This is a genomic window from Kosakonia sp. YIM B13571, from assembly GCF_042788095.1.
Taxonomy (GTDB): Bacteria; Pseudomonadota; Gammaproteobacteria; order Enterobacterales; family Enterobacteriaceae; genus Kosakonia; species Kosakonia quasisacchari.
Map to the genome: position 1 here is coordinate 76,764 of NZ_JBHZPL010000014.1, position 25,336 is coordinate 102,099.

Genomic DNA, 25,336 nt, shown 5'->3' on the forward strand with positions numbered 1-25,336 from the left:
GATTCACTCATACATTTCACGATAATGGACATCACTGACCGATGAGTACTATCGACAATTTCGACGCACATACGCCCATGATGCAGCAGTATCTGAAGCTGAAAGCGCAGCACCCGGATATTCTGCTGTTCTACCGTATGGGCGACTTCTACGAGCTGTTTTACGACGACGCTAAGCGCGCCTCGCAGCTGATGGACATTTCACTGACCAAACGCGGCGCGTCTGCCGGTGAGCCGATTCCGATGGCGGGTGTGCCGTATCATGCGGTGGAAAACTATCTGGCGAAGCTGGTGAGCCTGGGTGAATCGGTGGCGATTTGCGAGCAGATCGGCGATCCGGCCACCAGCAAAGGGCCGGTAGAGCGCAAAGTGGTGCGCATTGTCACCCCCGGCACCATCAGCGATGAAGCGCTGTTGCAGGAGCGCCAGGACAACCTTCTCGCCGCCATCTGGCAGGACAGCAAAGGCTTTGGCTACGCAACGCTGGATATCAGTTCCGGGCGTTTTCGCGTTAGTGAACCAGCGGATCGCGACACGATGGCCGCCGAGCTGCAACGCACCAATCCGGCGGAATTGCTCTATGCGGAAGATTTTGCGGAAACCGCGCTGATTGAAGGCCGCCGTGGTTTGCGCCGACGCCCGCTGTGGGAGTTCGAAATCGACACCGCGCGCCAGCAGTTGAATATGCAGTTCGGCACGCGCGACCTGGTCGGTTTTGGCGTCGAGAACGCGCCGCGCGGCCTGTGCGCCGCCGGTTGCCTGCTGCAATATGTGAAAGACACGCAGCGCACCGCCCTACCGCATATTCGTTCCATCACCATGGAGCGCCAGCAGGACACCATCATTATGGATGCCGCGACGCGCCGAAATCTGGAGATCACCCAGAACCTGGCGGGCGGTGTCGAAAACACGCTGGCGTCGGTGCTCGACTGTACCGTCACGCCGATGGGCAGCCGCATGCTCAAACGCTGGCTACATATGCCGGTGCGCGATACGAAAGTGCTGACCGAGCGCCAGCAAACCATCAGCGCGTTGCAGGAACACACCGGCGAGCTACAACCGGTGCTGCGCCAGGTGGGCGATCTGGAGCGTATTCTGGCGCGACTCGCGCTGCGTACTGCCCGTCCGCGCGATCTGGCGCGTATGCGTTACGCTTTCCAGCAATTACCGGAACTGCGCAGCCAACTGGCGGATATCGGCAGCGCACCGGTACAGGCGCTGCGTGAAAAAATGGGCGAGTTTGTCGAGTTACGCGAACTGCTGGAGCGCGCCATCATTGAAGCGCCACCGGTGCTGGTGCGAGACGGCGGCGTCATTGCGCCGGGTTATAACGCCGAGCTGGATGAGTGGCGCGGGCTGGCTGATGGCGCGACCGATTATCTCGACCGACTGGAGATCCGCGAGCGTGAGCGGCTTGGGCTGGATACGCTGAAAGTGGGCTATAACGCTGTCCACGGCTACTTCATCCAGATCAGCCGTGGGCAAAGCCACCTGGCACCGATTCATTATGTCCGCCGCCAAACGCTGAAAAACGCTGAGCGCTACATCATTCCGGAACTGAAAGAGTACGAAGACAAAGTTCTGACTTCAAAAGGCAAAGCGCTGGCGCTGGAAAAACAGCTTTATGACGAACTGTTCGACCTGCTGATGCCGCATCTGGCGGATTTGCAGCAGAGCGCCTCGGCGCTGGCTGAACTGGATGTTCTGGTCAACCTGGCGGAACGTGCATACACCCTCAATTATTGCTGCCCGACCTTTAGCGAAAAACCGGGCATTCGCATTAGCGAAGGCCGCCATCCGGTGGTTGAGCAAGTGCTGAAAGAGCCGTTTATCGCCAACCCGCTGAACCTGTCGCCGCAGCGGCGGATGTTGATCATCACTGGCCCGAATATGGGCGGTAAAAGTACCTATATGCGCCAGACCGCGCTGATTGCGTTGCTGGCCTATATCGGCAGCTATGTTCCGGCGCAAAAAGTGGAGATCGGGCCAATCGATCGCATCTTTACCCGCGTCGGCGCAGCGGATGATCTGGCCAGCGGGCGCTCCACATTTATGGTGGAGATGACCGAAACCGCGAACATCCTGCATAACGCCACGGAAAACAGCCTGGTACTGATGGACGAAATTGGCCGCGGGACATCGACGTATGATGGTCTGTCGCTGGCGTGGGCATGTGCGGAGAATCTGGCGAATAAGATCAAAGCGTTGACGCTGTTTGCCACCCACTATTTCGAGCTGACTCAGTTGCCGGAAAAAATGGAAGGCGTGGCGAATGTGCATCTTGATGCGCTGGAGCACGGCGATACCATCGCCTTTATGCACAGCGTGCAGGATGGCGCAGCCAGCAAAAGTTACGGCCTGGCTGTCGCCGCGCTGGCGGGTGTACCCAAAGAGGTGATCAAGCGGGCGCGCGGTAAATTGCGCGAGCTGGAAAGCCTGTCGCCGAGCGCGGCAGCCACACAGATCGACGGCACGCAAATGTCGCTACTGGCAGCGCCGGAAGAGACAAACCCGGCGGTTGAAGCGCTGGAAAACCTCGATCCAGACAGCCTAACGCCGCGCCAGGCGCTGGAGTGGATCTACCGTCTGAAAAACCTGCTGTAACACCTCTTCCCTCTCCCTGAACGGGAGAGGGATTTTCACTTATCCGCCAGCCACGGCGACGTTTCCGGCACCGGCGGTGCAGTATCAAAACCTTGCGACGTCATGCGAGACGCTCGTCTGGAACGGTGCCGCAGTTCGCGATGATCAGGCTGAACCGTCGCCCAGCCACCTTTTACCGGCGATCACTCGCCTGGATGGACATAGGATGTTTCGCGCCTTATTGACGGTGCCGATCCGTTTACGTGCAGATTTTGAATGCCACGTTTTCAGGCCGTTTAAGTGCGCGACAATGCGTTAAGCGCTAAGCCAGACGAGCACGCAAAAAATCAACAAACGCACGGACTTTGGCCGGAAGATGCTGTGCATCCGCATAGACGGCATACACGCCCTGCTGTGCGAAGCGGTATTCCGGTAACAGATGAACAAGCTGGTGACTGTCCAGCGCCGTTTGCACCAGCCACAGCGGTAATAACGCCACGCCGCAACCGGCCAACGCGAATTCCATTAACGCTTGCGCGCTATCTGCGGATAAACGTGCAGGCGTGGTGATGTCCAGCGTTTCGCTGTGCCCGTGGGCATCGGTAACTTGCCAGCGCAGCGGTGCGGTTAAGCGCTCGTGAATGATCCACTCCGCTTGTGCCAGCGATTGCAGCGAAGTCACAGGATGGGCGCTCAGCCATTCGGGCGTTGCCACTGGCACAATCGCGAAGCGGGAGATCAATGCTGCGTGATAGCGCGAATCTGCCAGCGATCCTAAGCGGATCGCCACATCAAAACGTTCTGAAATCAAATCATTATGCTGAGACGACGCCACATGGCGGATACGCAAACCAGGATGCAACTTTGCAAACGCCGCCAGCGCTGGCACTACAACCTTTGCGCCATACTCCGGTGTGCTGGTGATCCGCAACTCGCCGCATAACCCGACGTGGCTCGCCCGGACATCATCTTGCAAGGTCTCTGCAGCGTTGAGCAACTCAACACCGCGCTGGTAAAACAAACTGCCCGCATCGGTTAGCGTTAACCGCCGCGTTGAGCGCAGCAATAAGGTGACGCCAAGTTCGTTTTCCAGTTGGCGGATATTGAAGCTGACCACTGCTTTCGTTTGCCCAAGCGCGGCGGCGGCAGCGGTGAAACTGCCGGTATCGGCCACGGCAACAAAGATAGCCATACGCGATAAATTGAGCATCGGGTTTCCATCATTGTAAAAATAATTTTGACAGTATATCGCCCGGTACGCCGTTTATCCCGCCCCATCGCCCCGCTACATTACGCCTCCACACTGGAGGACAGAAAATGGTGTATCGCAACAAGGTCGCGGTGGTGTATCTGCTGGGCTTTTTTCTCGACTTAATCAACATGTTTATTGCCAGCGTGGCGTTTCCGGCGATGGCGGTTAGCTTGCAAGCTTCTGTTTCTACTCTGGCATGGGTCAGCAACGGGTATATCGCCGGTTTAACGCTGGCGATCCCGTTTAGTGCACGGCTAACCAGACGCTTTGGCGCACGACGGATCTTTATCTTTTCACTGATTGTATTCAGCACGGCGGCGATGGCGGCAGGCTGCGCCAACTCTGCCGGGAACCTCATTTTCTGGCGTGTGCTGCAAGGCATGGGCGGCGGGCTGCTGATACCGGTGGGGCAAGCGTTAACCTGGCAGCAATTTAAACCCCATGAACGCGCCAAAGTCTCATCCGCTGTGATGCTGGTCGCGCTGCTGGCTCCCGCCTGCTCGCCGGCGATCGGTGGTGTGTTGGTAGAGTCTTTTAGTTGGCGCTGGATTTTCTTCGCCACGCTGCCTGTTGCGTTGTTAACGCTGCTGCTCGCGTGCATCTGGCTAAAAGACGAGCCAGTGGCAAGCGGGTCGTCGCGGCTGCTGCACCTATCCTTACTGCGCAATTCGCTGCTGCGCTTCGCTATGCTGATTTATCTCTGCGTGCCGGGGATGTTCATCGGTGTGAGTGTGGTAGGCATGTTTTATTTGCAGCGCATCGCCGGGATGTCGCCCGCAATGACCGGCGCGTTAATGATCCCGTGGTCGCTGGCGTCTTTCGCCGCGATCTGTTTTAGCGGCCGTTATTTCAACCGCCTTGGCCCACGACCATTAATCATCACTGGCTGTTTATTGCAGGCTGTTGGGATCCTGATGTTGACGGGGGTTACGCCACAGACGCCTGCCAGTGTCGTTATCGCGGCATTTACGCTGATGGGTGCAGGTGGGAGTTTGTGCAGCAGCACCGCGCAAAGCAGTGCCTTTTTGACGATTACCCATCATGAGATGCCCGATGCCAGCGCGCTGTGGAATCTTAACCGGCAACTGAGTTTTTTCCTCGGGACAACCTTGCTGGCGTTCGTATTGAGCGCGTTACAGCATCTGTTTCCCCCCTTACTGGCCTGGCGCGGCACGTTTAATACCGCCGCCGCCTTTTCCTTGTTACCGCTGGTGGCCGCCCTGCGGCTGAATAACCAGCAAACACTGTACTATCTGCATCAGGAGAAACCATGAAGCCCTATATCAGTGAAATTATTGACGCACATGTCGCCATCGAAAACTGGCTCAGCCGGGGTGAAGGTGAACTGGAGGGATTGATGGCACGCTTTGCCGAAAACTTTTCCATGGTGACGCTTTCCGGCGCATCTCTGGACTACCCGACTCTTGCCGGCTTCTTCCAGGCGCAACGCGGTGGCCGTGCGGGGCTGAAGATTGTTGTCGATAACATCGAACCGCTGGCGGAGTGGGATGGTGGCGCGGTAATAGGCTATCGGGAAACGCAGGGCGAGCATGTGCACTGGTCAACGGTGGTGTTTCAATTTCAGCAAGGGCGCGTGTTGTGGCGTCATTTGCATGAGACGGCTCAGGCAGCGTAACGGCAACAAGCAAAGAAAAAAGGCCGCGTCATCTGCGAGCGGCCTTTTTGTCGTGAAATGATGCTTATTCGCGGAACAGCGCTTCGATATTCAGCCCCTGTGTCTGCAGGATTTCACGCAGACGACGCAGACCTTCAACCTGAATCTGGCGAACACGTTCACGCGTGAGACCAATTTCACGGCCCACATCTTCCAGTGTCGCCGCTTCATAACCCAGCAGACCGAAACGACGCGCCAGCACTTCACGCTGTTTGGCGTTCAGTTCGAACAGCCATTTTACGATGCTTTGTTTCATATCATCGTCTTGCGTGGTGTCTTCCGGACCGTTGTCTTTCTCATCGGCCAGAATATCCAGCAGCGCTTTTTCAGAATCACCGCCCAGCGGCGTATCAACTGAGGTAATGCGCTCGTTGAGACGCAGCATGCGGCTGACATCATCAACAGGTTTATCCAGCTGTTCGGCAATCTCTTCTGCGCTCGGTTCGTGGTCCAGCTTATGGGACAACTCGCGTGCAGTACGCAGATAGACGTTCAGCTCTTTAACAATGTGGATTGGCAGACGAATAGTACGGGTTTGGTTCATGATTGCCCGTTCAATAGTCTGACGGATCCACCAGGTGGCATACGTTGAGAAACGGAACCCGCGTTCCGGGTCAAATTTCTCAACGGCGCGGATCAGCCCAAGATTACCCTCTTCAATCAGATCCAACAGCGCCAGACCACGATTACTATAACGACGGGCAATTTTCACCACCAGACGCAGGTTACTTTCGATCATGCGACGGCGAGAGGCTACATCACCACGTAGCGCACGGCGTGCGAAATAGACTTCTTCTTCGGCCGTTAAGAGTGGGGAATACCCAATTTCCCCAAGGTACAGCTGAGTCGCGTCTAAAACACGCTGGGTGGCACCCTGCGACAACAGCTCCTCTTCAGCCAGGTCGTTATCACTGGGTTCCTCTTCTACTAAGGCTTTCTCATCAAAAGCCTCTACTCCGTTCTCATCAAATTCCGCGTCTTCATTTAAATCATGAACTTTCAGCGTATTCTGACTCATAAGGTGGCTCCTACCCGTGATCCCTGGGCAAAGCACCTGAAGACTACTCATTTTGCCGGCTGCAGCGGCATCTGCGCACGCTGCAACAGCTCAAATGGGGAGCACTTCATCCACTTTGCACCGATTTATCGCTGCGGCAAATAGCGCAGCGGGTTTACGGATTTCCCCTTGTAACGAATTTCAAAATGCAAGCGTGTAGAACTGGTTCCGGTGCTACCCATGGTAGCGATTTTTTGCCCCGCCTTAACTTCTTGTTGTTCCCGGACCAGCATTGTGTCGTTATGGGCGTAGGCACTCAGGTAATCATCGTTGTGTTTTATGATGATCAAATTACCGTAACCGCGCAGTGCGTTACCGGCATATACAACGCGCCCATCTGCGGTCGCGACGATAGCCTGTCCTTTACTGCCCGCAATATCGACACCTTTATTGCCACCTTCGGTCGCAGAGAAGTTGTCGATAACGTTGCCCTCAGTCGGCCAGCGCCATGAAGCAATCGGCGAGCTGGTTGATGTACTGCTGGCAGTCGGTTCGGTTGAGCTTACAGAAGGAGCCGTAACAGGCGCTGTGACGATCGTCGCAGGCTTATTGTTCGGCAACATTTTGTTAGCACTTTGTTCACCTGAATCCTCAGAATACGTAATTGTCGGTTTCGAAGCAACCACTACGGTTGAATTTTGCGCAGGTTTTGAGACGATTCCTTGCGCAGAAGCATCAGCCCGAGTTATGGCGTTACCACCAGTGATTGGCGTACCGGATGCGTTGCCAACCTGTAATGTTTGCCCGACTTCCAGACTGTACGGCGCGGCAACATTATTACGCTGCGCGAGATCACGGAAATCGTTCCCGGTGATCCACGCGATATAAAACAGCGTATCGCCACGCTTAACGGTGTATGTGCTGCCGCCGGTGTAGCTGCCTTTCGGAATATTGCCATACTGGCGGTTATAGACGATATGACCATTCATCGTCTGAACTGGCTGTTGTGCGACAGGCTGGATCTGCGTCGGCTGAACGGCAGGACGCTGTACCGGCTGAATTTGCGGTTGTTGCGCGGACGTACCAAGTTTTGGCGGCGGCGTGATTAACATACCGGAACTGGAATTATTACTGCTGGCGCTCTTCATGCCGCCAACGGAACTGACCGGGGCCGGAGCATTAGTGGAATTTGAACACCCTGCCAGCCAAAGTGAAACCAGCGACAATGCCGCCACACGGCTTACGGTTAATTTTGGGCTTCCCGCGCTCATTTATCCCCCAACAATATGTAAATTACCAATGACTTAAAGATAACCGCGAACGTTTACGGCAAATGTGCTCACCATACGCTGTTATTGCCTGAAAAACCCAGGAAAACTCTGTTTCTCAGGCCAGCTCGCCTTTCACCAGCGGAACAAAGCGTACGGCTTCAACGGTATCGATAATGAATTCGCTTCCCCGCCGACGAACCCGCTTTAAATGCTGGAGTTCATCGCCCACGGGCAAAACGAGAATACCGCCGTCATCAAGCTGCGACATCAGTGCAGCCGGGATTTCCGGCGGTGCAGCGGTCACAATAATGGCGTCAAACGGCGCACGAGCTTGCCACCCCTGCCAGCCATCACCGTGACGAGTAGAAACATTATGCAAATCAAGCTGCTTCAGGCGGCGACGCGCCTGCCATTGCAACCCTTTGATGCGTTCAACCGAGCAAACATGATGCACCAGACGCGCCAAAATCGCGGTCTGATACCCCGAACCGGTGCCAATTTCCAGCACCCGCGAGGCTGGCGTCAGCTCCAGCAGCTCGGTCATTCGCGCCACCATATAGGGTTGCGAAATGGTTTGCCCTTGACCAATAGGTAACGCGACGTTATCCCACGCTTTGTGTTCAAACGCCTCGTCGATAAATTTCTCGCGCGGCACTTGCGACAACGCCTCAAGCACCTGCTCGTTTTTAATGCCCTGCGCGCGTAATTGATTGAGAAGATCTTGTACGCGTTTGCTTACCATTGCCTGTCCACCCCGGCACGATCCAACCAACCCGACACCACATCATGCGCGCTGTAAGCGGTTAAATCCACATGCAGCGGCGTCACGGAAACATAGCCTTCATCAACGGCAGCGAAATCGGTATCCGGCCCGGCATCACATTTCTCGCCAGGCGGGCCAATCCAGTAGAGTGTGTTACCGCGCGGATCTTGCTGTGGAATCACCTGATCCGCCGGATGGCGGCTACCACAGCGCGTAACGCGAATGCCTTTGATCTCATCCAGCGGCAGATCCGGGACGTTAATATTCAAAATACGGCCGGTTCGTAGCGGTTCGCGGTTTAAAGCACGTAAGATCGAACAGGTTACTGCTGCGGCGGTTTCATAATGCGTATGCCCGTTAAGCGACACCGCCAGCGCCGGGAATCCCAAGTGGCGCCCCTCCATCGCGGCAGCAACCGTACCGGAATAGATAACATCATCGCCAAGGTTCGGCCCGGCATTAATGCCAGACACCACCACATCCGGGCGCGGACGCATCAGCGCGTTAACGCCCAGAAAAACGCAATCGGTCGGCGTGCCCATTTGGACGGCGATATCGCCGTTTTCAAAGGTAAAAGTACGAAGCGAGGATTCAAGCGTCAGTGAATTAGACGCACCGCTGCGGTTACGATCGGGAGCGACGACCTGAACGTCGGCAAACTCTCTAAGAGCCTTTGCCAGCGTCTGGATACCTGGCGCGTGGATCCCATCATCGTTACTCAGCAATATTCGCATAATCACCCGATGTGTTGATAAGTTCCCTGACGACACTGGTGGCAAAACTGCCCGCCGGAAGCCAGAACCGTAATTCGACGGTGACGTCATCCCACCAGTTCCAGCACAACTTTTGCGGGTAGAGCAGCATCGCGCGGCGCGCTGCTTCGACTTTCTCCCGCACCAGCAAAGCTTGTAATTCAGGCGCATCAGCAACCGCCTGTTGTTCAAACGCCAGCGCGTCGCGCTGCGTGCCCCACTCACCGCTACCCGGTAGCGACGCGGTAATCATCAGCGCTTTTGCCTCAACGCGCGTTTGCAGTTCCGCCTGCTCTTCAAGGGTTGCAACAAACCAGCTGCCGCGCCCCGCTAATTGTAGCGCATCGCCGTCAACAACTTGATTAAAGTCTGTTTTTTTCAACCGCTCACTGACGATTTGATTAAACAACGCGCTGCGCGCTGCCGACAACCAAAAACTGCGCTTATTACGATCGCGCACTGGCGCATCGCTCTGCGCCCAGCGAAGTGCGCCTTGCAGGTTGCTGCCGCCGATGCCAAAGCGCTGAGCGCCGAAATAATTCGGTACACCTTTCTCCACGATGGCCTGCAAACGCGCCTCAACATCCGCACGGTCGCTTACCTCGCGCAGCACCAGCGTAAACGCATTGCCCTGGAGCGCACCGAGACGCAGCTTGCGCTTGTGGCGGGCGTACTCCAGCACTTTACAGCCCTCAAGCTGAAATGCGCTGAGATCGGGCATCGCATTACCCGGCACGCGGGCGCACAACCACTGTTCAGTGACAGCGTGTTTATCTTTTTGCCCGGCGAAACTCACCTCACGCGCGTGAATTTTAAGAAATTTTGCCAGCGCATCAGCCACAAAACGCGTGTTGCAGCCGTTTTTCAGGATCCGTACCAGAATATGCTCGCCTTCACCATCAGGCTCAAAGCCAAGATCCTCTACCACGACGAAATCTTCCGGGTTGGCTTTCAGAACGCCACTTGCCGCCGGTTTGCCGTGCAAAAATGTCAAGTTATCAAACTCTGTCATTTCGCCGCCTTCAACAACAGCGCGACAGCCTCACAGGCGATACCTTCGCCGCGACCGGTAAAGCCAAGTTTCTCGGTGGTGGTGGCTTTGACGTTGACATCATCCATATGGCAGCCGAGATCTTCAGCGATAAATACGCGCATCTGCGGAATATGCGGCAACATTTTCGGTGCCTGCGCGATGATGGTGACATCGACGTTACCAAGCGTATAGCCTTTAGCCTGAATGCGCCGCCAGGCTTCACGCAGCAGCGCGCGGCTGTCTGCTCCTTTGAACGCCGGATCGGTATCCGGGAACAGTTTGCCAATATCGCCAAGCGCCGCCGCACCCAGCAGCGCGTCAGTTAACGCATGCAGCGCAACATCACCATCGGAGTGAGCCAGCAGGCCTTTTTCGAAGGGAATGCGCACACCGCCAATGATAATCGGGCCAACGCCTCCAAAGGCGTGTACGTCAAAACCGTGTCCAATACGCATTATGCTTTCTCCTGGAGGTCTGCATGGGTCAAGTAGAATTCTGCAAGTCGTAAATCTTCGGGTCGGGTGACTTTAATATTATCCGCACGTCCGGCGACCAGCTCCGGGTGAAAACCACAATACTCCAGCGCAGAAGCTTCATCAGTAATCAAAGCGCCTTCATTCAGCGCGCGGGTCAGGCAGTCGTGCAGCAGCGGCAGCGGGAAAAACTGCGGTGTTAGCGCATGCCATAAGTCATTGCGCTCAACGGTGTGAGCAATTGCGGTTTTACCGGGTTCAGCGCGCTTCATAGTGTCGCGCACCGGAGCGGCAAGAATTCCACCTACGCGGCTGGTTTCACTCAGCGCCAGCAAGCGGTTTAAATCATCCTGATGCAGACAAGGCCGCGCGGCATCATGCACCAGCACCCACTGTACGCCCGAGGCGGCCTTCAAGCCTGCCAGTACGGAATCTGCACGCTCTGCGCCGCCATTCACCACGGTGATTTGCGGATGGTCTGCAAGGGGTAATTGCGCGAAACGTTCATCGCCAGGGCTGACCGCGATAATCACGCGGCTAACGCGCGGATGAGCGAGCAACGCGGCAACCGCGTGCTCAAGAATGGTTTTATCACCGATGGAGAGATATTGCTTAGGACATTCCGTTTGCATGCGGCGGCCAAATCCGGCGGCCGGCACCACGGCACAGACGTCCGGGATCATTGCTGACATGTCGTGAGTCCGGGATTATTTAAGGTCTGTTCTGCGTATTTTGTGTATTTTGCGTGTTTTGCACTGAGCCCGACGCGCGCTTTGAGGCGTCCGGCACCAGACGATAAAATGTTTCGCCCGGCCTGGTCATCGTTAATTCGTTGCGAGCGCGTTCCTCAATCGCTTCCTGGCCGCCATTGAGATCGTCAATTTCGGCGAAAAGCTGATCGTTACGCGATTTTAATTTAGCGTTAGTCGCCTGCTGTGCCGCCACATCTTCGCTGACGCGGCCGTAATCATGCAGACCATTCTTGCCGAACCACAGCGAATACTGTAGCCAGACCAGTAAAGCCAGCAATAGCAGCGTTAGTTTACCCATCCTGCCCCCTGAAAAACGGCATCATCATCCCATAACTTTTCGTCAGACTCCACTCCAGCCGGGTGATGCCGCACAAGCGCCAGACTTTACCATAAATGTCCGGCGATCCGTAGCCAGACACATTGCCTTAATGAGCGTTACGGTTTGACGTATGAGAAGGGTTAACCCATCAGCCACATAAACAGCACGCCGAACATGGCGATCACCGTCAACAGTGTCGCCACGCTGCTGTAAAGCAGCTTGCCATCAAGTAGCGAATGCAGCGCAATGCCGACCACGACGGCTACGGGCATCAGCGCGAGAAAAAAAGGCCAGGTGTAGAGAAAGAAAAAAAGCGTATTGGAGCCGTAAATCATAAACGGGATGCCGAGCGCCAGCAGCCAAGCGACAAAGCCCACAACCGCTCCAGGGAACGACCATGTGGTGGTTTCGTCGGTAGTGGTCGTCATCGCCTGCGACCGTGGAATGGTGATGTTCTGACTGTTGCGCATATCTGATCCTGTTGCCTGTACGATCGGTAACGGAGATACATGCCCTGATTCAGGTGGCGTAAACATCAACGCCGGGAAAACCTGAAAATGGCGTGTATCGCCAGTACCGTCTCAGGATCTGATAATATCGCCCCGCCGGAGGAGGTCTAATAATTGGCTGACCAAATTTGTTACCAATTGTTCGCCGTCCAGATGTACTTCCGGGGATTCAGGCGCTTCGTAAACCGAATCAATGCCGGTAAAATTGCGAAGTTCACCGGCACGCGCTTTCTTATACAACCCCTTAGGATCGCGCGCTTCGCAGATATCCAGCGGCGTATCAACAAACACTTCGATAAAACGCCCTTCGCCCAGGCGCTCGCGCACCATTTGCCGCTCGGCACGGTGCGGCGAGATAAAAGCAGTGAGCACGACCAGCCCCGCTTCAACCATCAATTTAGCCACTTCGCCCACGCGGCGGATATTCTCTTTGCGATCGGCGTCGCTAAACCCCAAATCGCTGCACAGCCCGTGGCGCACATTGTCGCCATCCAGTAAATAGGTGCTGACGCCCGCGCGGTGCAGCGCCTCTTCCAGCGCCCCTGCGACAGTGGATTTTCCCGAACCGGAAAGGCCGGTAAACCACAGCACAACCCCACGGTGACCGTGGAGTTGCTCACGCGCTTTTGGCGTCACCGGGTGCGCGTGCCAGACGACGTTTTCGTCATGCTGTGCCATTACTTGCCTCCCAGCAGATCGCGGGCGCCCCAGTGCGGGAAGTGCTTACGAATAAGTTGATTCAGTTCCAGTTCAAATGCGCTGAATTCGGACGTGCTGGCCGGCTGCTGGACATAAACGTCACGCACCATTCCTGCGCCAACGGTCACGTTACTCAGGCGATCAATAAAGATAATGCCGCCGGTCACCGGGTTCTGCTGATAAGCATCCAGCGTCAGCGGTTCGTCAAACGTCAGATCTACCAGACCAATGCCGTTAAGCGGTAACGTTTCTGCCTGGCGCTGCGTCAGATTATTGATGTCCACCTGGTAGTGGATACCATCAACACGGGCACGTGTTTTTTTGCCAGCCACTTTGATGTCATAACTCTGGCCCGGTTGCAGCGGCTGTTCCGCCATCCACACCACATCCAGCGATGCGCCCTGCACCGCTGGCAACGTTTCCTGCGCATCCAGAATCAAGTCGCCACGGCTGATATCGATCTCATCTTTCAGCACCAGCGTAATGGCTTCGCCCGCTGCGGCTTCCTGTAAATCACCATCAAAGGTCACGATGCGGGCGATGGATGATTCAACGCCAGACGGCAGCACTTTAATGCGCTGGCCGACTTTCACCACGCCAGAAGCGAGCGTCCCGGAGAACCCCCGGAAATCGAGGTTCGGGCGGTTCACATACTGCACCGGGAAGCGCATCGGCTGCGTATCCACAACGCGCTGGATTTCTACGGTTTCCAGCACTTCCAGCAGCGTCGGGCCGCTGTACCACGGCATTTTCGCGCTCTGGCTGGCGATGTTATCCCCTTCCAGCGCCGACAGCGGCACAAAGCGGATATCGAGGTTGCCCGGCAGTTGCCCGGCAAAGGTCAGGTAATCCTGACGAATGTTGTCGAACGTCTCTTCGCTAAAGTCAACAAGGTCCATTTTATTGACGGCTACCACCAGGTGCTTAATGCCGAGCAGCGTGGAAATAAAGCTGTGACGGCGCGTTTGATCCAACACACCTTTGCGCGCATCGATCAGCAAAATCGCCAGATCGCAGGTTGACGCGCCGGTCGCCATATTACGGGTGTACTGCTCATGCCCAGGTGTATCGGCGATGATAAATTTGCGTTTCTCTGTGGAGAAATAGCGGTACGCCACATCAATAGTAATGCCCTGTTCGCGCTCTGCTTGCAGGCCATCCACCAGCAGTGCGAGATCGAGTTTTTCGCCCTGAGTACCGTGGCGTTTGCTGTCGTTGTGCAGCGTAGAGAGCTGATCTTCGTAGATCTGGCGGGTATCATGCAGCAGGCGGCCGATCAATGTACTTTTGCCATCATCGACGCTACCGCAGGTTAAAAAGCGCAGCAGGCTTTTGTGCTGCTGGGCATGCAGATACGCTTCGACGCCGCCTTCATTAGCAATTTGTTGTGCAATTGTGTTGTTCATGGCGGCTCCTTAGAAGTATCCCTGACGTTTTTTCAGCTCCATGGAGCCGGCCTGGTCGCGGTCAATCACGCGCCCCTGGCGTTCACTGGTCGTTGAAACCAGCATCTCTTCGATAATCTCCGGCAGCGTTTGTGCGTTTGATTCCACCGCGCCGGTCAACGGCCAGCAACCAAGCGTACGGAAACGCACCATCCGTTTTTCGATCACTTCACCGGGCTGCAGATCGATACGGTCATCGTCGATCATCATCAGCATGCCGTCGCGCTCCAGCACCGGGCGTTCAGCCGCCAGGTACAACGGAACAATGTCGATATTTTCCAGGAAGATATACTGCCAGATATCCAGCTCGGTCCAGTTAGAGAGCGGGAATACGCGAATACTTTCGCCTTTGTTGATCTGGCCGTTGTAGTTATGCCACAGCTCCGGGCGCTGGTTTTTCGGATCCCAGCGGTGGAAACGATCGCGGAAGGAGTAAATGCGCTCTTTGGCTCGCGATTTCTCTTCGTCACGGCGCGCGCCGCCAAACGCCGCATCAAAACCGTACTTGTTCAGCGCCTGCTTCAGCCCTTCGGTTTTCATGATATCGGTGTGTTTGGCGCTGCCGTGTACGAACGGGTTAATCCCCATCGCCACCCCTTCCGCGTTTTTATGCACCAGCAACTCGCAACCATAGGCCTTTGCGGTACGGTCACGGAATTCGTACATCTCACGGAATTTCCAGCCGGTATCAACGTGCAGCAACGGGAACGGCAGCGTACCTGGGTAGAAGGCTTTGCGCGCCAGATGCAGCATCACGCTGGAATCTTTGCCGATGGAATACATCATCACCGGGTTGGAAAATTCGGCGGCCACTTCGCGGATGATATGGACGCTTTCCGCCTCCAGTTGTCGCAAATGAGTGAGTCGTTTTTGATCCATAACCATTCCTTAAGCCAGATTAATCACGGAAGCGCCAAACGCATCCGTCGCTGTCGTATGCTGGAACCAGGCGAGTTCACGCTGCAGCCCAACCACCTCACCTACCACCAACAGGGCAGGCATTGGCGCGGCTTTCGCCAGTTCCTCAAGTTGTTCTAATGTGCCGGTGGCCACCTGTTGATCCGCGCGCGTACCGCGGGAAATCACCGCCACCGGCGTGGTTTTGTCGCGTCCGTGGGCAATCAGTTGTTCGCTGATTTCAGCCGCTTTCATCGTGCCCATATAGATAGCCAGCGTCTGGCGACTCTGCGCCAGTTGCGACCAGTCAAACGGCGCGCTGTCGGCTTTATAATGTCCGGTTACAAAGGTGACGCTCTGGGCAAAATCCCGGTGCGTCAGCGGAATGCCTGCATAAGCTGTCGCACCCGATGCCGCAGTAACGCCCGGCACCACCTGGAAGGGAATGCCCGCCGCAGCGGCGGCCTGTAGCTCTTCACCGCCGCGTCCGAAGATAAACGGATCGCCGCCTTTCAGGCGCACCACCGTTTTCCCCTCGCGCGCCGCTTCCACCAACATGCGGTTGGTATCATGCTGCGCCACTGCGTGCGAGCCAGCGCGTTTACCGACGCAAACTTTCTCGGCATCTCGCCGCACCAGCTCCAGCACTGCATCACTTACGAGGTGGTCATAAAACACAACGTCTGCCTGCTGGATAACCTGCAAACCCCGCAATGTCAGCAGTCCGGCATCGCCTGGCCCGGCACCGACAAGAATGATTTCACCGCCGCTTGAACCTGGTTGAGTCAGTTCCGCTTCCAGCGCTTTTTCCGCTGCCGGTTCGTTACCCGCTGCCATCAGGCTGGCAAAACGCCCGCGAAAAGCGGTTTCCCAAAAACGACGCCGCTCATCGGTGGTACGGCGAAACGCTTTGATGCGCGTCCGCCAGCGCCCGGCAACCTCTGCCATGCGCCCGAGATTTCCCGGCAGCAGCGCTTCAATCTTTTCACGCAGTAACCGCGCCAGCACAGGTGCGTTGCCGCCGGAAGAGATCGCCACCAGCAACGGCGAGCGATCGACAATCGACGGGAAAATAAAGGAGCACAGCGGCTGATCGTCCACAACATTCACCAACCGATGACGCGCATTGGCGGCGTCGAACACCCGGCGGTTCAGCGCCGAATCGTTGGTGGCGGCAATCACCAGGAAAACCGTGTCCAGCTGTGATTCGTCAAACTCGGTCGCCAGCCAGTGAAGCGATTGCGCATCGGCAAGTTGCTGCAACTGCGGTTCCAGCTGTTTCGCCACCACTTGCACATGAGCGCCAGCCCGACGCAAAAAGGCAATCTTGCGCGCGGCAATTTCGCCGCCGCCAATCACTAAAACGGGGCGGTCTTTTACAGCAGCAAATAACGGCAGGTAATCCACAACGCAGTAACTCACTCAAGACCAGCAATAGAGGGACTATAGGGGGCGGTTTAGAACGAATGAAATTACGAATTGGAATGAGTAGTTCCGCAAAGGAATAACGATTGTGCAAAGCAAATATCAAAAAGTGCTTAACATCAGTATTTTCGGAAGGTTAAGAAGAAATGAAATTGTGTAAAGCGGGTCACAGTTTCATACTAAGCGCGGTAAAAATTCTGCTGCTTAAAGGACTCACTATGTTTTCCGCATTGCGCCTCCGTACCGCTGCCCTGGCGCTCGGCGTATGCTTTATCCTCCCGGTTTCTGCCCGGACGTCTCAACCCGGCGACTTTGCTACTGAGCAGGCGCGTCACATTGCCACCCTGTTCCCAGGACGTATGACCGGCACCCCCGCCGAAATGCTCTCGGCGGACTATGTTCAGCAACAATTTGAACAAATGGGCTACCAGAGCGATATCCGCAAATTCAAAACCCGTTACCGCTATACAGCGAAAGATAACCAGCAGAACTGGCAAAACGTTACCGGCAGCACGGTGATTGCCGCGCATGAAGGCAAACTGCCGCAGCAGATCATTATTATGGCGCACCTCGATACCTACGCGCCGCGCAGCGATGCGGATGTCGACAACAACCTTGGCGGTTTAACACTGCAGGGGATGGATGATAACGCCGCAGCAGTGGGCGTAATGCTTGAGCTGGCGCAAGCGCTGAAGCAGACGCCAACACAATACGGTATTCGTTTTGTCGCCACCAGCGGCGAAGAGGAAGGCCAGCTTGGCGCAGAGAGCTATCTCGCGCGAATGACCGACAAAGAGCGCAAAAACACGCTGCTGGTGATCAACATGAATAACCTGATCGTTGGCGACAAGCTCTACTTTAATAGCGGGAAAAACACCCCGGCTTCAGTGCGCAAACTGACGCGGGATCGGGCATTGGCGATTGCCCGTTCGCACGGGATTCTGGCGATGAGCGCTCCGGTCACAACCACAAAAAGCAACCACAGCGCTAATGATGCGCAGGTGTTTGATCAGGCGTCTATTCCGGTGCTGTCGGTGGAAGCGACAAACTGGTCGCTGGGTCTGAAAGACGGCAACCAGCAGCGCGCCAAATCCAAAACCTTCCCGGAAGGCGTGAGCCACCATAATGCCCGGCTGGATAACCAACAGTATATCGACCAGGCGCTACCGGGGCGCATTGAACGCCGCAGCCGCGACGTGGTGCGAATCATGCTGCCGCTGGTGAGCGAACTGGCGAAAACCACCAAAAATTAACGCCAGCATTGCTGGCGTTATCGTGCAGATTCTCCGAACCCGCCCTGTGCGCAAGAGCCGAAACGAAAAGGCTTTTGCGCATCGTCCGGATACATAAGATAGCCGGACGAACTGGCAGCTAGCGCTCGTCGCGACGCCCGCCTACTGCAGCCCACATTCTGCGCACATGTACCGTCACTTCTTCGCGGTCGTGATACAGCTGACGCGCCTGGATCTGTGCGGAAATGTTGTGTTCATCCAGTTGCGCCTGAATATAAGCCAGGTTGTTCGACACTTCTTCGTAGCGCTTTTTCATTGGCAGCTTGAGGTTGAAAATGGTTTCCCGGCACCAGCCATTGGTCAGCCACTGCGCCATCAGTGCGGCGACTTTCGCCGGTTTCTCCACCATGTCGCACACCATCCATGAGATGTTGTTGCGGTTTGGTCGGTAGCGGAAACCATCTTCACGCAGCCAGGTCACCTGGCCGGTATCCATCAGGCTTTGCGCCATCGGACCGTTATCCACAGAAGCCACCCACATGTTGCGTTTCACCAGTTGATAGGTCCAACCACCAGGGCACGCACCGAGATCGACCGCGTACATACCATTTGCCAGGCGTTCGTCCCACTCATCTGCCGGAATAAAGACGTGGAACGCCTCTTCCAGTTTCAGCGTTGAACGGCTCGGCGCATCGGATGGAAACTTCAGACGCGGGATGCCCATATAGAACGGCGAGTTGTTAAACGAATACGAATAACCGGTGTAACAGCAGCCCGGCGCAATAAAGAACACATGAACGACCGGACGCTTCGGTGAATCGCTACGCGCCAGGATACCCGCTTCACGCAGCGCACTGCGCAGCGGAACGGTAAACTTGCGACAAAACTTCATCAACTCTTTGCTTTCGTTGGTATCGGCCACTTCGACACGCAGATCGCCGCCTTTATCCACGACACCCTGCAGCATGCCGACGATCGGTGTAATGCGATCTTCCGGCGGCAGGTCGCGCAGCAGTTCACTGACGACAAACATCTGACGGACAAAAATCAGCGAACTGAACGGCAGCTCGCGTGCCACTTTGTCAGCGTCGTCCTGCTGGTAACATTCGAAAACAACGTAGCCCGCGTTCTCTTTCACACGCGCGAAACCGAACACCTCAAGGCGCCCGGCTTTATCGGTAATTTCGGCTGCGCACTCTTTCTCAAAACCTGGGCGGCACAGCAACACCACTTTATTCATGAACAACGCCCCTACGTTTCAGACGAATTGCGCCAACTAACATTAATGCCCAGCCGATGAGAAAACAGACGCCACCGACTGGCGTAACAAACGCCCACAGGCGTAAATGCGAGAGCGCCAGGCAATAAAGGCTGCCACTAAACAACACGGTGCCGAACGCCAAAAAAACGCTGCTCCAGTAAAACCAGATGCTGATGCGGCGCTGCATCGCCACCGCAAGCCCAAGCACCGCGAGCGTGTGGAACGCCTGATATTCGAGCCCGGTCTGGATCCAACTCATCTCCACCACGCCCAAAGATTTACGTAAAACGTGCGCACCGAAAGCCCCCAGCGCGACGAACACAAAACCGCTTACCGCGGCAAAAATCAGCATAAAACGGCTGGTCATGTGAGTACCCTAAAAGTCATACGCGACGTACGCGCGCGAATTATTGTTCGTAACGGAAACGGAACTTTTCCTGTTCGCTGGCCGCTTTTGCCAGGATCCACTGACGAAAGGCGGCTATTTTACCCAGTTCTGCCTGGCTGTCATGACAAACCAGATAAAACGCGTTCTTGCTGACCAGAACATCATTAAATGGGCAGACCAGACGGCCTGCCTCAATTTCGGACTGTGCCATTACGTTGTTGGCCAGCGCGACCCCTTGTCCGTGGATGGCTGCCTGCAGCACCATTGAGCTGTGGCTGAAAATAGGTCCCTGCTGAACGTTAAGATTAAGACCTAACTGGCGCGTATAAGTTTGCCAGTCGCGACGAGAAGCGTCATGGAGTAAGGTGTGATGCGCCAGATCTGCTGGTGTTTTCAATGCCTTATCGCCGGTGAGTAATAATGGGGAACACACCGGTAGCAAGTATTCTGCGTACAATTTTTCAACACGCAGCCCAGGCCAGTTGCCGCGTCCGTAAAAAATCGCCACGTCGACATCGTCCGCCAGTTTGTCCTCTTCCCGGTCAACCGCCTGAATGCGCACGTCGATTCCCGGATAAGCTGAGTTAAAGCTGGAGAGTCTCGGCACCAACCATTGAATGGCAAAACTGGGCAATAAACTCACCGTTAGCGCACCTTTTGCACTGCGTGCTTGTAGCTTTCGCGTGGCCTCATTGAGCTGGGAAAATATCTCTTTGATATCCTGAAAATAACTCTGACCTTCTTCGGTGAGCAGCAGCGAACGGTTACGTCGACGGAACAATTTCAGGCCGAGAAAATCCTCGAGGGACTTGATTTGGTGGCTTACTGCGGCCTGCGTCACAAAAAGCTCATCGGCGGCACGAGTAAAACTCAGATGGCGGGCAGCGGCATCAAAAACACGTAATGCATTCAGTGGTGGTAATCGCTTGGACATGGTTATCAGGCTTAGATGTAAAGGCAATTTAACAAACAGGAAACAGTGTTTAACCTATTAGTTTTTTTTATCTGAGCCATTATAAATTGTCCGTTGAGCTTCTACCAGCAAATACCTATAGTGGCGGCACTTCCTGAGCCGGAACGAGAAGCTTTTTTTGGAATGCGTGTTCTGAAGGGCTTTTGGCTTACGGTTGTGATGTTGTGTTGTTGTGTTTGCAATTTGGTCTGCTATTCAGACCCCGGTAGCGACGCTACCCCTTTTTCACTTCCTGTACATTTACCCTGTCTGTCCATAGTGATTAATGTAGCACCGCAAGATTGCGGTGCTTTTTTTTGCCTGAAATCAGGGTTATTTCTCTAGCGCGACCATCTCTTTAACGTCGGTACGGTTGATCTGTTGCTCATTGCCGTTGGCGTCTTTATAAGAGATCATGCCGGTCTGATCGTCGGTTTTCGGTTTACCTTCCGAAATAATCGTACGACCGTCGTTGGTATGTAATGCATAGTTCGGGCTGGAACAGGCGCTCAGGGCAAAAGCAAAAGCACATGCAGAAATAATTGCGGCAGCCTTTTTCATCTTCTTCTCCTTCTGGCAATTAATGCTGTGAAATACTCTTCGTGGAAGAGTCTCGAACGATTAACTAACACTATTCAGCATAACCTGCTTACTGAACTCTGCCAGGACAAACAGACAATTCCGATGGTTATCAACTGCCTTGCTACGACCGAAAAATTGCGCGACGATCTTGGTAATTAGATGAGGAATCGCATGAACGCATTTAACCCAGCGCACTTTCGCGCGCAGTTTCCGGCGCTTGCCGATGCGGGTGTCTATCTCGACAGCGCCGCCACTGCTCTGAAGCCGCAAACCGTGATTGACGCCACGCAACAGTTCTACAGCCTGAGCGCTGGCAACGTGCATCGCAGCCAGTTCGCGCAGGCGCAGCAGCTCACCGCCCGCTATGAAGCCGCGCGCGAACAGGTTGCCGCCCTGCTAAACGCGCCCTCCGGGAAAAATATCGTCTGGACGCGCGGCACCACTGAAGCCATCAATATGGTCGCGCAATGCTACGCTCGCCCGCGTCTGCAAGCCGGGGATGAAATCCTCGTCAGTGAAGCGGAACACCACGCGAACCTGGTACCGTGGCTGATGGTCGCGCAGCAAACGGGCGCAAAGGTGGTGAAATTACCGCTGGGTGCAGATCACTTACCGGATATCGCGCAATTACCGCAGTTAATTACCCCGCGTAGCCGCATTCTGGCGCTCGGACAGATGTCCAACGTCACTGGCGGCTGCCCGGATCTGGAACGCGCCATTACCCTGGCACACGCGGCAGGCATGGTCGTGGTGGTCGACGGCGCACAAGGCGTGGTGCATTTCCCGGCGAACGTGCAGCGTCTGGATATCGATTTTTATGCCTTCTCCGGCCATAAGTTGTATGGGCCAAACGGCATCGGTGCGCTGTATGGCAAAGCGGAACTGCTCAATGAAATGACACCGTGGCTCGGCGGCGGCAAGATGATTACCGAAGTGACGTTTGATGGATTCACCACGCAACCGGTGCCGTACAAACTGGAAGCCGGGACGCCTAACGTCGCGGGGGTGATTGGTTTAAGCGCCGCGCTCGAGTGGCTGGATACGCTGGATATCGTCCAGGCGGAGAGCTACAGCCGTGGGTTAGCCACGCTTGCAGAGGAGCAACTGGCGCAGCGCCCGGGTTTCCGCTCGTTCCGCTGCCAGGATTCCAGCCTGTTAGCTTTCGATTTTGACGGTATTCACCATAGCGATATGGTGACGCTACTTGCCGGCTACGGCATCGCGCTGCGTGCCGGTCAACACTGCGCTCAGCCGTTGCTGGCGGCGCTGGGTGTCAATGGTACGCTGCGCGCTTCATTTGCCCCTTATAATACGCAACACGATGTTGATGCGCTGATCAGTGCCGTTGATCGCGCGCTCGACATTCTGGGGGATGCATGACCAGCCCTGCTTTTGCCGGACATCCGTTCGGCACGGTAGTAACCGAAAAGACACTGCGCCAGACATTTGGCGCACTCAATCAGTGGGAAGAGAAGTATCGCCAGTTGATCCTGCTTGGTAAGCAGTTACCCGCAGCAACGGATGAATTAAAAGCGCAGGCGCGGGAAATTCCCGGCTGCGAAAACCGTGTCTGGCTGGGTTCCACGCTCAGCGCGGACGGAAAAATGCACTTTTTTGGCGACAGTGAAGGCCGCATCGTACGCGGGTTGCTGGCGGTTCTGCTGACCGCCGTAGAAGGAAAATCCCCGGAAACGCTGGTGAATCACGATCCACTGGCGCTGTTTGATGAGTTGGGGTTACGCACCCAGCTTAGCGCATCGCGTAGCCAGGGGCTGACGGCGCTGGCGGCCGCCGTGCAGAATGCAGCCCGTCAGGCGCTGGCCTGACGCTCCGCTTTCGCCATCAGTTTTTTCAGCGCATGGGAGACCGCGATAAATCCAAACGTCGCGGTTACCATCGTCGCCGCACCGAAACCGGCAGCACAATCCATACGTTTTGGCCCTTCCGCCGTGCTTTTCATTGCGCACACGGAGCCGTCAGCCTGCGGGTAAACCAGCGCTTCGGTGGAAAATACGCAATCCACGCCCAGCTTGCCTTTGCTGTTCTTGACTACGCCAAAATCGCTTTTTAACCGCTCGCGCAGTTTCGCCGCCAGCGGATCCTGAATGGTTTTCGCCAGATCGCTCACCTGGATCTGGGTCGGATCGATCTGCCCACCCGCGCCGCCGGTCGTCACCAGCGGGATCTTATTGCGTCGGCAATAAGCAATGAGCGCTGCTTTTGGGCGCACACTGTCAATAGCGTCAATCACATAGCTGTAATCACGGTTCATCAACTGTGCAACGTTATCGGCAGTGACAAAATCATCGACCACCGTCACCAGGCACTCCGGGTTTATCTGGCGAATACGCTCCGCCATCACCTCGGCTTTTGCCAGCCCCACATTTTCACGCAGGGCGTGGATTTGCCGGTTGGTGTTCGTGACGCAGACATCATCCATATCAATCAGCGTGATCGCGCCAATGCCGGTACGCGCCAGCGCTTCTGCCGCCCACGAACCGACACCGCCAATGCCCACCACACAGATATGCGCGTCGGCAAACCATTGCAGCGCTTTTTCACCATACAACCGCGCGGTACCGCCAAAACGCTGGCGCCAGGCGTCACTGATTACTGCTGACATAAACAAACCTCAAGATGAAACGAAAGCCCCTCTTCCGGGTCCTGAAGAGGGGCGAGTGTAGCATACTCAACCGCTGAACACGCCGCCAGCGCCGGTTCCGGGGGCGTTTTTCAACACCCATACGCGGCCATAATGGTTGTACCATCCGGCGCGGTGACCCGCATCCGGGCCAATGCCCTGATAAATATCGAAGTGCTGGCCTTTGATTGCACCGCCGACATCCAGCGCCACCATCAGGCGCAGTTCATATTTGCCATTGAACTTGCCGTTATTATCCAGCTGCGGCACTTCCGCCAGCAACGTCGTGCCCGGCGGAATAATCGACCGGTCAGAAGCGACAGACGCACGACCAATCAGCGGCACTGCACTGGCTCCTTTTACCGGTGCCCAGGATTGCGGTTTAAAGAAGACGAATGACGCATTCTCTTCCAGCAACGCGCGGACTTCCGATTCGCTATGTTTTTCGCCCCATTCACGAATCGCCTGCATCGACATATCTTCACGCTTCACTTCCCCCCGGTCGATCAGCACTTTGCCGATACTGCGATAAGCGTGACCGTTTTTCCCGGCATAGCTGAAGAAGTTAAGTGGGCTGCCGTCGCCAAAATCGATATAACCGCTGCCCTGAACATCCATAATAAAGTTGTCCATCAGCGAGTTGCTGTACGCCAGCACATAGCTTTCGCTGAGCGCGCCGGCGTAAATTTCCGCGCGGGACGGCAGACGACCGCGTTTAGGCGGCATACGGTAAATCGGGTACTGAAATTCGCCCTGGCGTGTATGGCGCGCCTGTACGACCGGCGTGTAGTAACCGGTGAATTGCACGTTGCCATAGTTGTCAGTGCCTTCCATTTGCCAGGCGTCGAGACCGTACTGGCGTAAATTACGCGTATCGCCACCGGACATCAGCCACGACTGAATCGCGTTATACACGCCGCTCTGGCTGCCGTAGAGGCGCGGTGAGGCGCTGCGAATTTGATTGACCTGCTCGGAGAAGTCTCCGGCATTGATTGGCGCACCTACGGCGTCAGGTTGATTGACCAGGGAAAAAGGCTGGGAAAATTTTCCGTCTTTATACTGTTGACCGCGATCGGTCGGTTTTGAAGAGCAGGCTGCGAGGATTGCCACCATTGCGCCTGTGAGTGCGAACTTAACCCAACGTCCTTTCATTATCTCTCATCTTCTGATTAACCCGGAGCGGGGTGAAGATAACAAACCCCACCCGCTAATGAAATGCGCCAGCACTACTCGGCGCTAATTTAGTGCAAAAAATAAACGGATTGTATTGTTTTTACACACAATCCCGTCAATTATGCGATCCACGCAAAAAAAAGGTTGCATCAATACGTTTGCAGAGTATAGTGCGCATCCACGGACGCGGGGTGGAGCAGCCTGGTAGCTCGTCGGGCTCATAACCCGAAGGTCGTCGGTTCAAATCCGGCCCCCGCAACCAA

Annotated in this window: 26 protein-coding genes and 1 tRNA gene; 7 read left to right on the forward strand and 20 right to left on the reverse strand. The window is 55.6% G+C overall.

What is annotated here, in order from left to right; all coding sequences use genetic code 11:
• Positions 1-41: 41 nt before the first annotated feature.
• Positions 42-2,603: a DNA mismatch repair protein MutS gene (gene mutS, locus ACFX4O_RS22180; RefSeq protein WP_380211222.1), complete on the forward strand. Its 2,562-nt coding sequence runs from the start codon at positions 42-44 to the stop codon at positions 2,601-2,603.
• 301 nt (positions 2,604-2,904) lie between these two features.
• On the opposite strand, the gene ACFX4O_RS22185 is transcribed toward mutS, so the two are convergent.
• Complete coding sequence (locus ACFX4O_RS22185) at positions 2,905-3,792, reverse strand: LysR family transcriptional regulator (protein ID WP_380211220.1); 888 nt, start codon at positions 3,790-3,792, stop codon at positions 2,905-2,907.
• Positions 3,793-3,899: 107 nt separating this feature from the next.
• Here ACFX4O_RS22185 and ACFX4O_RS22190 point away from each other — a divergent pair, with 107 nt between their 5' ends.
• Positions 3,900-5,108 carry an MFS transporter gene (locus ACFX4O_RS22190; RefSeq protein WP_380211218.1) on the forward strand — a complete coding sequence of 403 codons (1,209 nt, stop codon included), beginning with the start codon at positions 3,900-3,902 and terminating at the stop codon, positions 5,106-5,108.
• Positions 5,105-5,470 carry a DUF4440 domain-containing protein gene (locus ACFX4O_RS22195; protein WP_380211216.1) on the forward strand — a complete coding sequence of 122 codons (366 nt, stop codon included), beginning with the start codon at positions 5,105-5,107 and terminating at the stop codon, positions 5,468-5,470. The genes ACFX4O_RS22190 and ACFX4O_RS22195 overlap by 4 nt, the downstream gene beginning before the upstream one ends.
• A 64-nt stretch (positions 5,471-5,534) precedes the next feature.
• Here ACFX4O_RS22195 and rpoS read toward each other — a convergent pair whose 3' ends face one another.
• The 13 genes from rpoS to cysG all read right to left on the reverse strand — a co-directional run bounded on the left by rpoS (position 5,535) and on the right by cysG (position 16,826).
• Positions 5,535-6,527, reverse strand: coding sequence for an RNA polymerase sigma factor RpoS (gene rpoS, locus ACFX4O_RS22200; protein ID WP_002442472.1), 993 nt, complete (start codon positions 6,525-6,527; stop codon positions 5,535-5,537).
• Between the two features lie 125 nt (positions 6,528-6,652).
• Complete coding sequence (gene nlpD, locus ACFX4O_RS22205; protein ID WP_235855210.1) at positions 6,653-7,726, reverse strand: murein hydrolase activator NlpD; 1,074 nt, start codon at positions 7,724-7,726, stop codon at positions 6,653-6,655.
• 166 nt (positions 7,727-7,892) lie between these two features.
• Positions 7,893-8,519: a protein-L-isoaspartate(D-aspartate) O-methyltransferase gene (locus ACFX4O_RS22210; RefSeq protein WP_017457717.1), complete on the reverse strand. Its 627-nt coding sequence runs from the start codon at positions 8,517-8,519 to the stop codon at positions 7,893-7,895.
• Positions 8,513-9,274 carry a 5'/3'-nucleotidase SurE gene (surE, locus tag ACFX4O_RS22215; protein ID WP_131408300.1) on the reverse strand — a complete coding sequence of 254 codons (762 nt, stop codon included), beginning with the start codon at positions 9,272-9,274 and terminating at the stop codon, positions 8,513-8,515. The genes ACFX4O_RS22210 and surE overlap by 7 nt, the downstream gene beginning before the upstream one ends.
• Entirely contained in the window at positions 9,255-10,304 is a 1,050-nt protein-coding gene (gene truD / locus ACFX4O_RS22220; RefSeq protein ID WP_380211213.1) for a tRNA pseudouridine(13) synthase TruD, read from the reverse strand. The genes surE and truD overlap by 20 nt, the downstream gene beginning before the upstream one ends.
• Positions 10,301-10,780: a 2-C-methyl-D-erythritol 2,4-cyclodiphosphate synthase gene (gene ispF / locus ACFX4O_RS22225; RefSeq protein WP_131408305.1), complete on the reverse strand. Its 480-nt coding sequence runs from the start codon at positions 10,778-10,780 to the stop codon at positions 10,301-10,303. The genes truD and ispF overlap by 4 nt, the downstream gene beginning before the upstream one ends.
• A complete protein-coding gene (gene ispD, locus ACFX4O_RS22230; protein WP_380211211.1) occupies positions 10,780-11,490 on the reverse strand; it encodes a 2-C-methyl-D-erythritol 4-phosphate cytidylyltransferase in 711 nt (236 codons plus the stop codon). Before ispD ends, ispF begins: the two co-directional genes overlap by 1 nt.
• Positions 11,491-11,509: 19 nt before the next feature.
• Entirely contained in the window at positions 11,510-11,848 is a 339-nt protein-coding gene (gene ftsB / locus ACFX4O_RS22235) for a cell division protein FtsB (protein ID WP_097401560.1), read from the reverse strand.
• A gap of 161 nt (positions 11,849-12,009) precedes the next feature.
• Positions 12,010-12,339: a DUF3561 family protein gene (locus ACFX4O_RS22240; protein ID WP_131408309.1), complete on the reverse strand. Its 330-nt coding sequence runs from the start codon at positions 12,337-12,339 to the stop codon at positions 12,010-12,012.
• Positions 12,340-12,450: 111 nt separating this feature from the next.
• On the reverse strand, positions 12,451-13,056 hold the full coding sequence (gene cysC / locus ACFX4O_RS22245) for an adenylyl-sulfate kinase (protein WP_131408311.1): 606 nt from the start codon (positions 13,054-13,056) through the stop codon (positions 12,451-12,453).
• On the reverse strand, positions 13,056-14,483 hold the full coding sequence (gene cysN / locus ACFX4O_RS22250; protein ID WP_380211207.1) for a sulfate adenylyltransferase subunit CysN: 1,428 nt from the start codon (positions 14,481-14,483) through the stop codon (positions 13,056-13,058). Before cysN ends, cysC begins: the two co-directional genes overlap by 1 nt.
• 9 nt (positions 14,484-14,492) lie before the next feature.
• Entirely contained in the window at positions 14,493-15,401 is a 909-nt protein-coding gene (cysD, locus tag ACFX4O_RS22255; protein ID WP_380211205.1) for a sulfate adenylyltransferase subunit CysD, read from the reverse strand.
• A 9-nt stretch (positions 15,402-15,410) separates the two neighbouring features.
• Positions 15,411-16,826 carry a siroheme synthase CysG gene (gene cysG / locus ACFX4O_RS22260; protein WP_380211318.1) on the reverse strand — a complete coding sequence of 472 codons (1,416 nt, stop codon included), beginning with the start codon at positions 16,824-16,826 and terminating at the stop codon, positions 15,411-15,413.
• A gap of 236 nt (positions 16,827-17,062) precedes the next feature.
• On the opposite strand from cysG, the gene ACFX4O_RS22265 reads away from it, so the two are divergent.
• Positions 17,063-18,097 carry an aminopeptidase gene (locus tag ACFX4O_RS22265; RefSeq protein ID WP_380211204.1) on the forward strand — a complete coding sequence of 345 codons (1,035 nt, stop codon included), beginning with the start codon at positions 17,063-17,065 and terminating at the stop codon, positions 18,095-18,097.
• Positions 18,098-18,215: 118 nt separating this feature from the next.
• Here ACFX4O_RS22265 and rlmM read toward each other — a convergent pair whose 3' ends face one another.
• From rlmM to ACFX4O_RS22285, 4 genes are all read right to left on the reverse strand, one after another.
• Positions 18,216-19,316, reverse strand: coding sequence for a 23S rRNA (cytidine(2498)-2'-O)-methyltransferase RlmM (gene rlmM / locus ACFX4O_RS22270; protein ID WP_131408317.1), 1,101 nt, complete (start codon positions 19,314-19,316; stop codon positions 18,216-18,218).
• Positions 19,309-19,704: a DUF423 domain-containing protein gene (locus ACFX4O_RS22275; protein WP_020455036.1), complete on the reverse strand. Its 396-nt coding sequence runs from the start codon at positions 19,702-19,704 to the stop codon at positions 19,309-19,311. Before ACFX4O_RS22275 ends, rlmM begins: the two co-directional genes overlap by 8 nt.
• Positions 19,705-19,744: 40 nt before the next feature.
• Positions 19,745-20,659 (reverse strand): glycine cleavage system transcriptional regulator GcvA, encoded by a 915-nt coding sequence (gene gcvA, locus ACFX4O_RS22280; protein WP_131408319.1) that lies wholly within the window; start codon positions 20,657-20,659, stop codon positions 19,745-19,747.
• Positions 20,660-21,010: 351 nt separating this feature from the next.
• Complete coding sequence (locus ACFX4O_RS22285; RefSeq protein WP_017457702.1) at positions 21,011-21,238, reverse strand: YgdI/YgdR family lipoprotein; 228 nt, start codon at positions 21,236-21,238, stop codon at positions 21,011-21,013.
• A 192-nt stretch (positions 21,239-21,430) separates the two neighbouring features.
• Between ACFX4O_RS22285 and csdA the strand changes: the two genes are divergently transcribed.
• Positions 21,431-22,639 (forward strand): cysteine desulfurase CsdA, encoded by a 1,209-nt coding sequence (csdA, locus tag ACFX4O_RS22290; protein ID WP_380211201.1) that lies wholly within the window; start codon positions 21,431-21,433, stop codon positions 22,637-22,639.
• Positions 22,636-23,085: a cysteine desulfurase sulfur acceptor subunit CsdE gene (csdE, locus tag ACFX4O_RS22295; RefSeq protein ID WP_380211199.1), complete on the forward strand. Its 450-nt coding sequence runs from the start codon at positions 22,636-22,638 to the stop codon at positions 23,083-23,085. Before csdA ends, csdE begins: the two co-directional genes overlap by 4 nt.
• On the opposite strand, the gene tcdA is transcribed toward csdE, so the two are convergent.
• Positions 23,070-23,882, reverse strand: coding sequence for a tRNA cyclic N6-threonylcarbamoyladenosine(37) synthase TcdA (tcdA, locus tag ACFX4O_RS22300; protein ID WP_020455040.1), 813 nt, complete (start codon positions 23,880-23,882; stop codon positions 23,070-23,072). The two genes, csdE and tcdA, sit on opposite strands and share 16 nt — an antisense overlap.
• 66 nt (positions 23,883-23,948) lie before the next feature.
• The gene (gene mltA, locus ACFX4O_RS22305; protein WP_380211198.1) at positions 23,949-25,052 is read right to left on the reverse strand and encodes a murein transglycosylase A; all 1,104 of its coding nucleotides are present in this window, start codon (positions 25,050-25,052) and stop codon (positions 23,949-23,951) included.
• A gap of 206 nt (positions 25,053-25,258) precedes the next feature.
• Here mltA and ACFX4O_RS22310 point away from each other — a divergent pair.
• A tRNA-Met gene (locus tag ACFX4O_RS22310) sits at positions 25,259-25,335 on the forward strand.
• The last annotated feature ends 1 nt before the right edge of the window (position 25,336 follow it).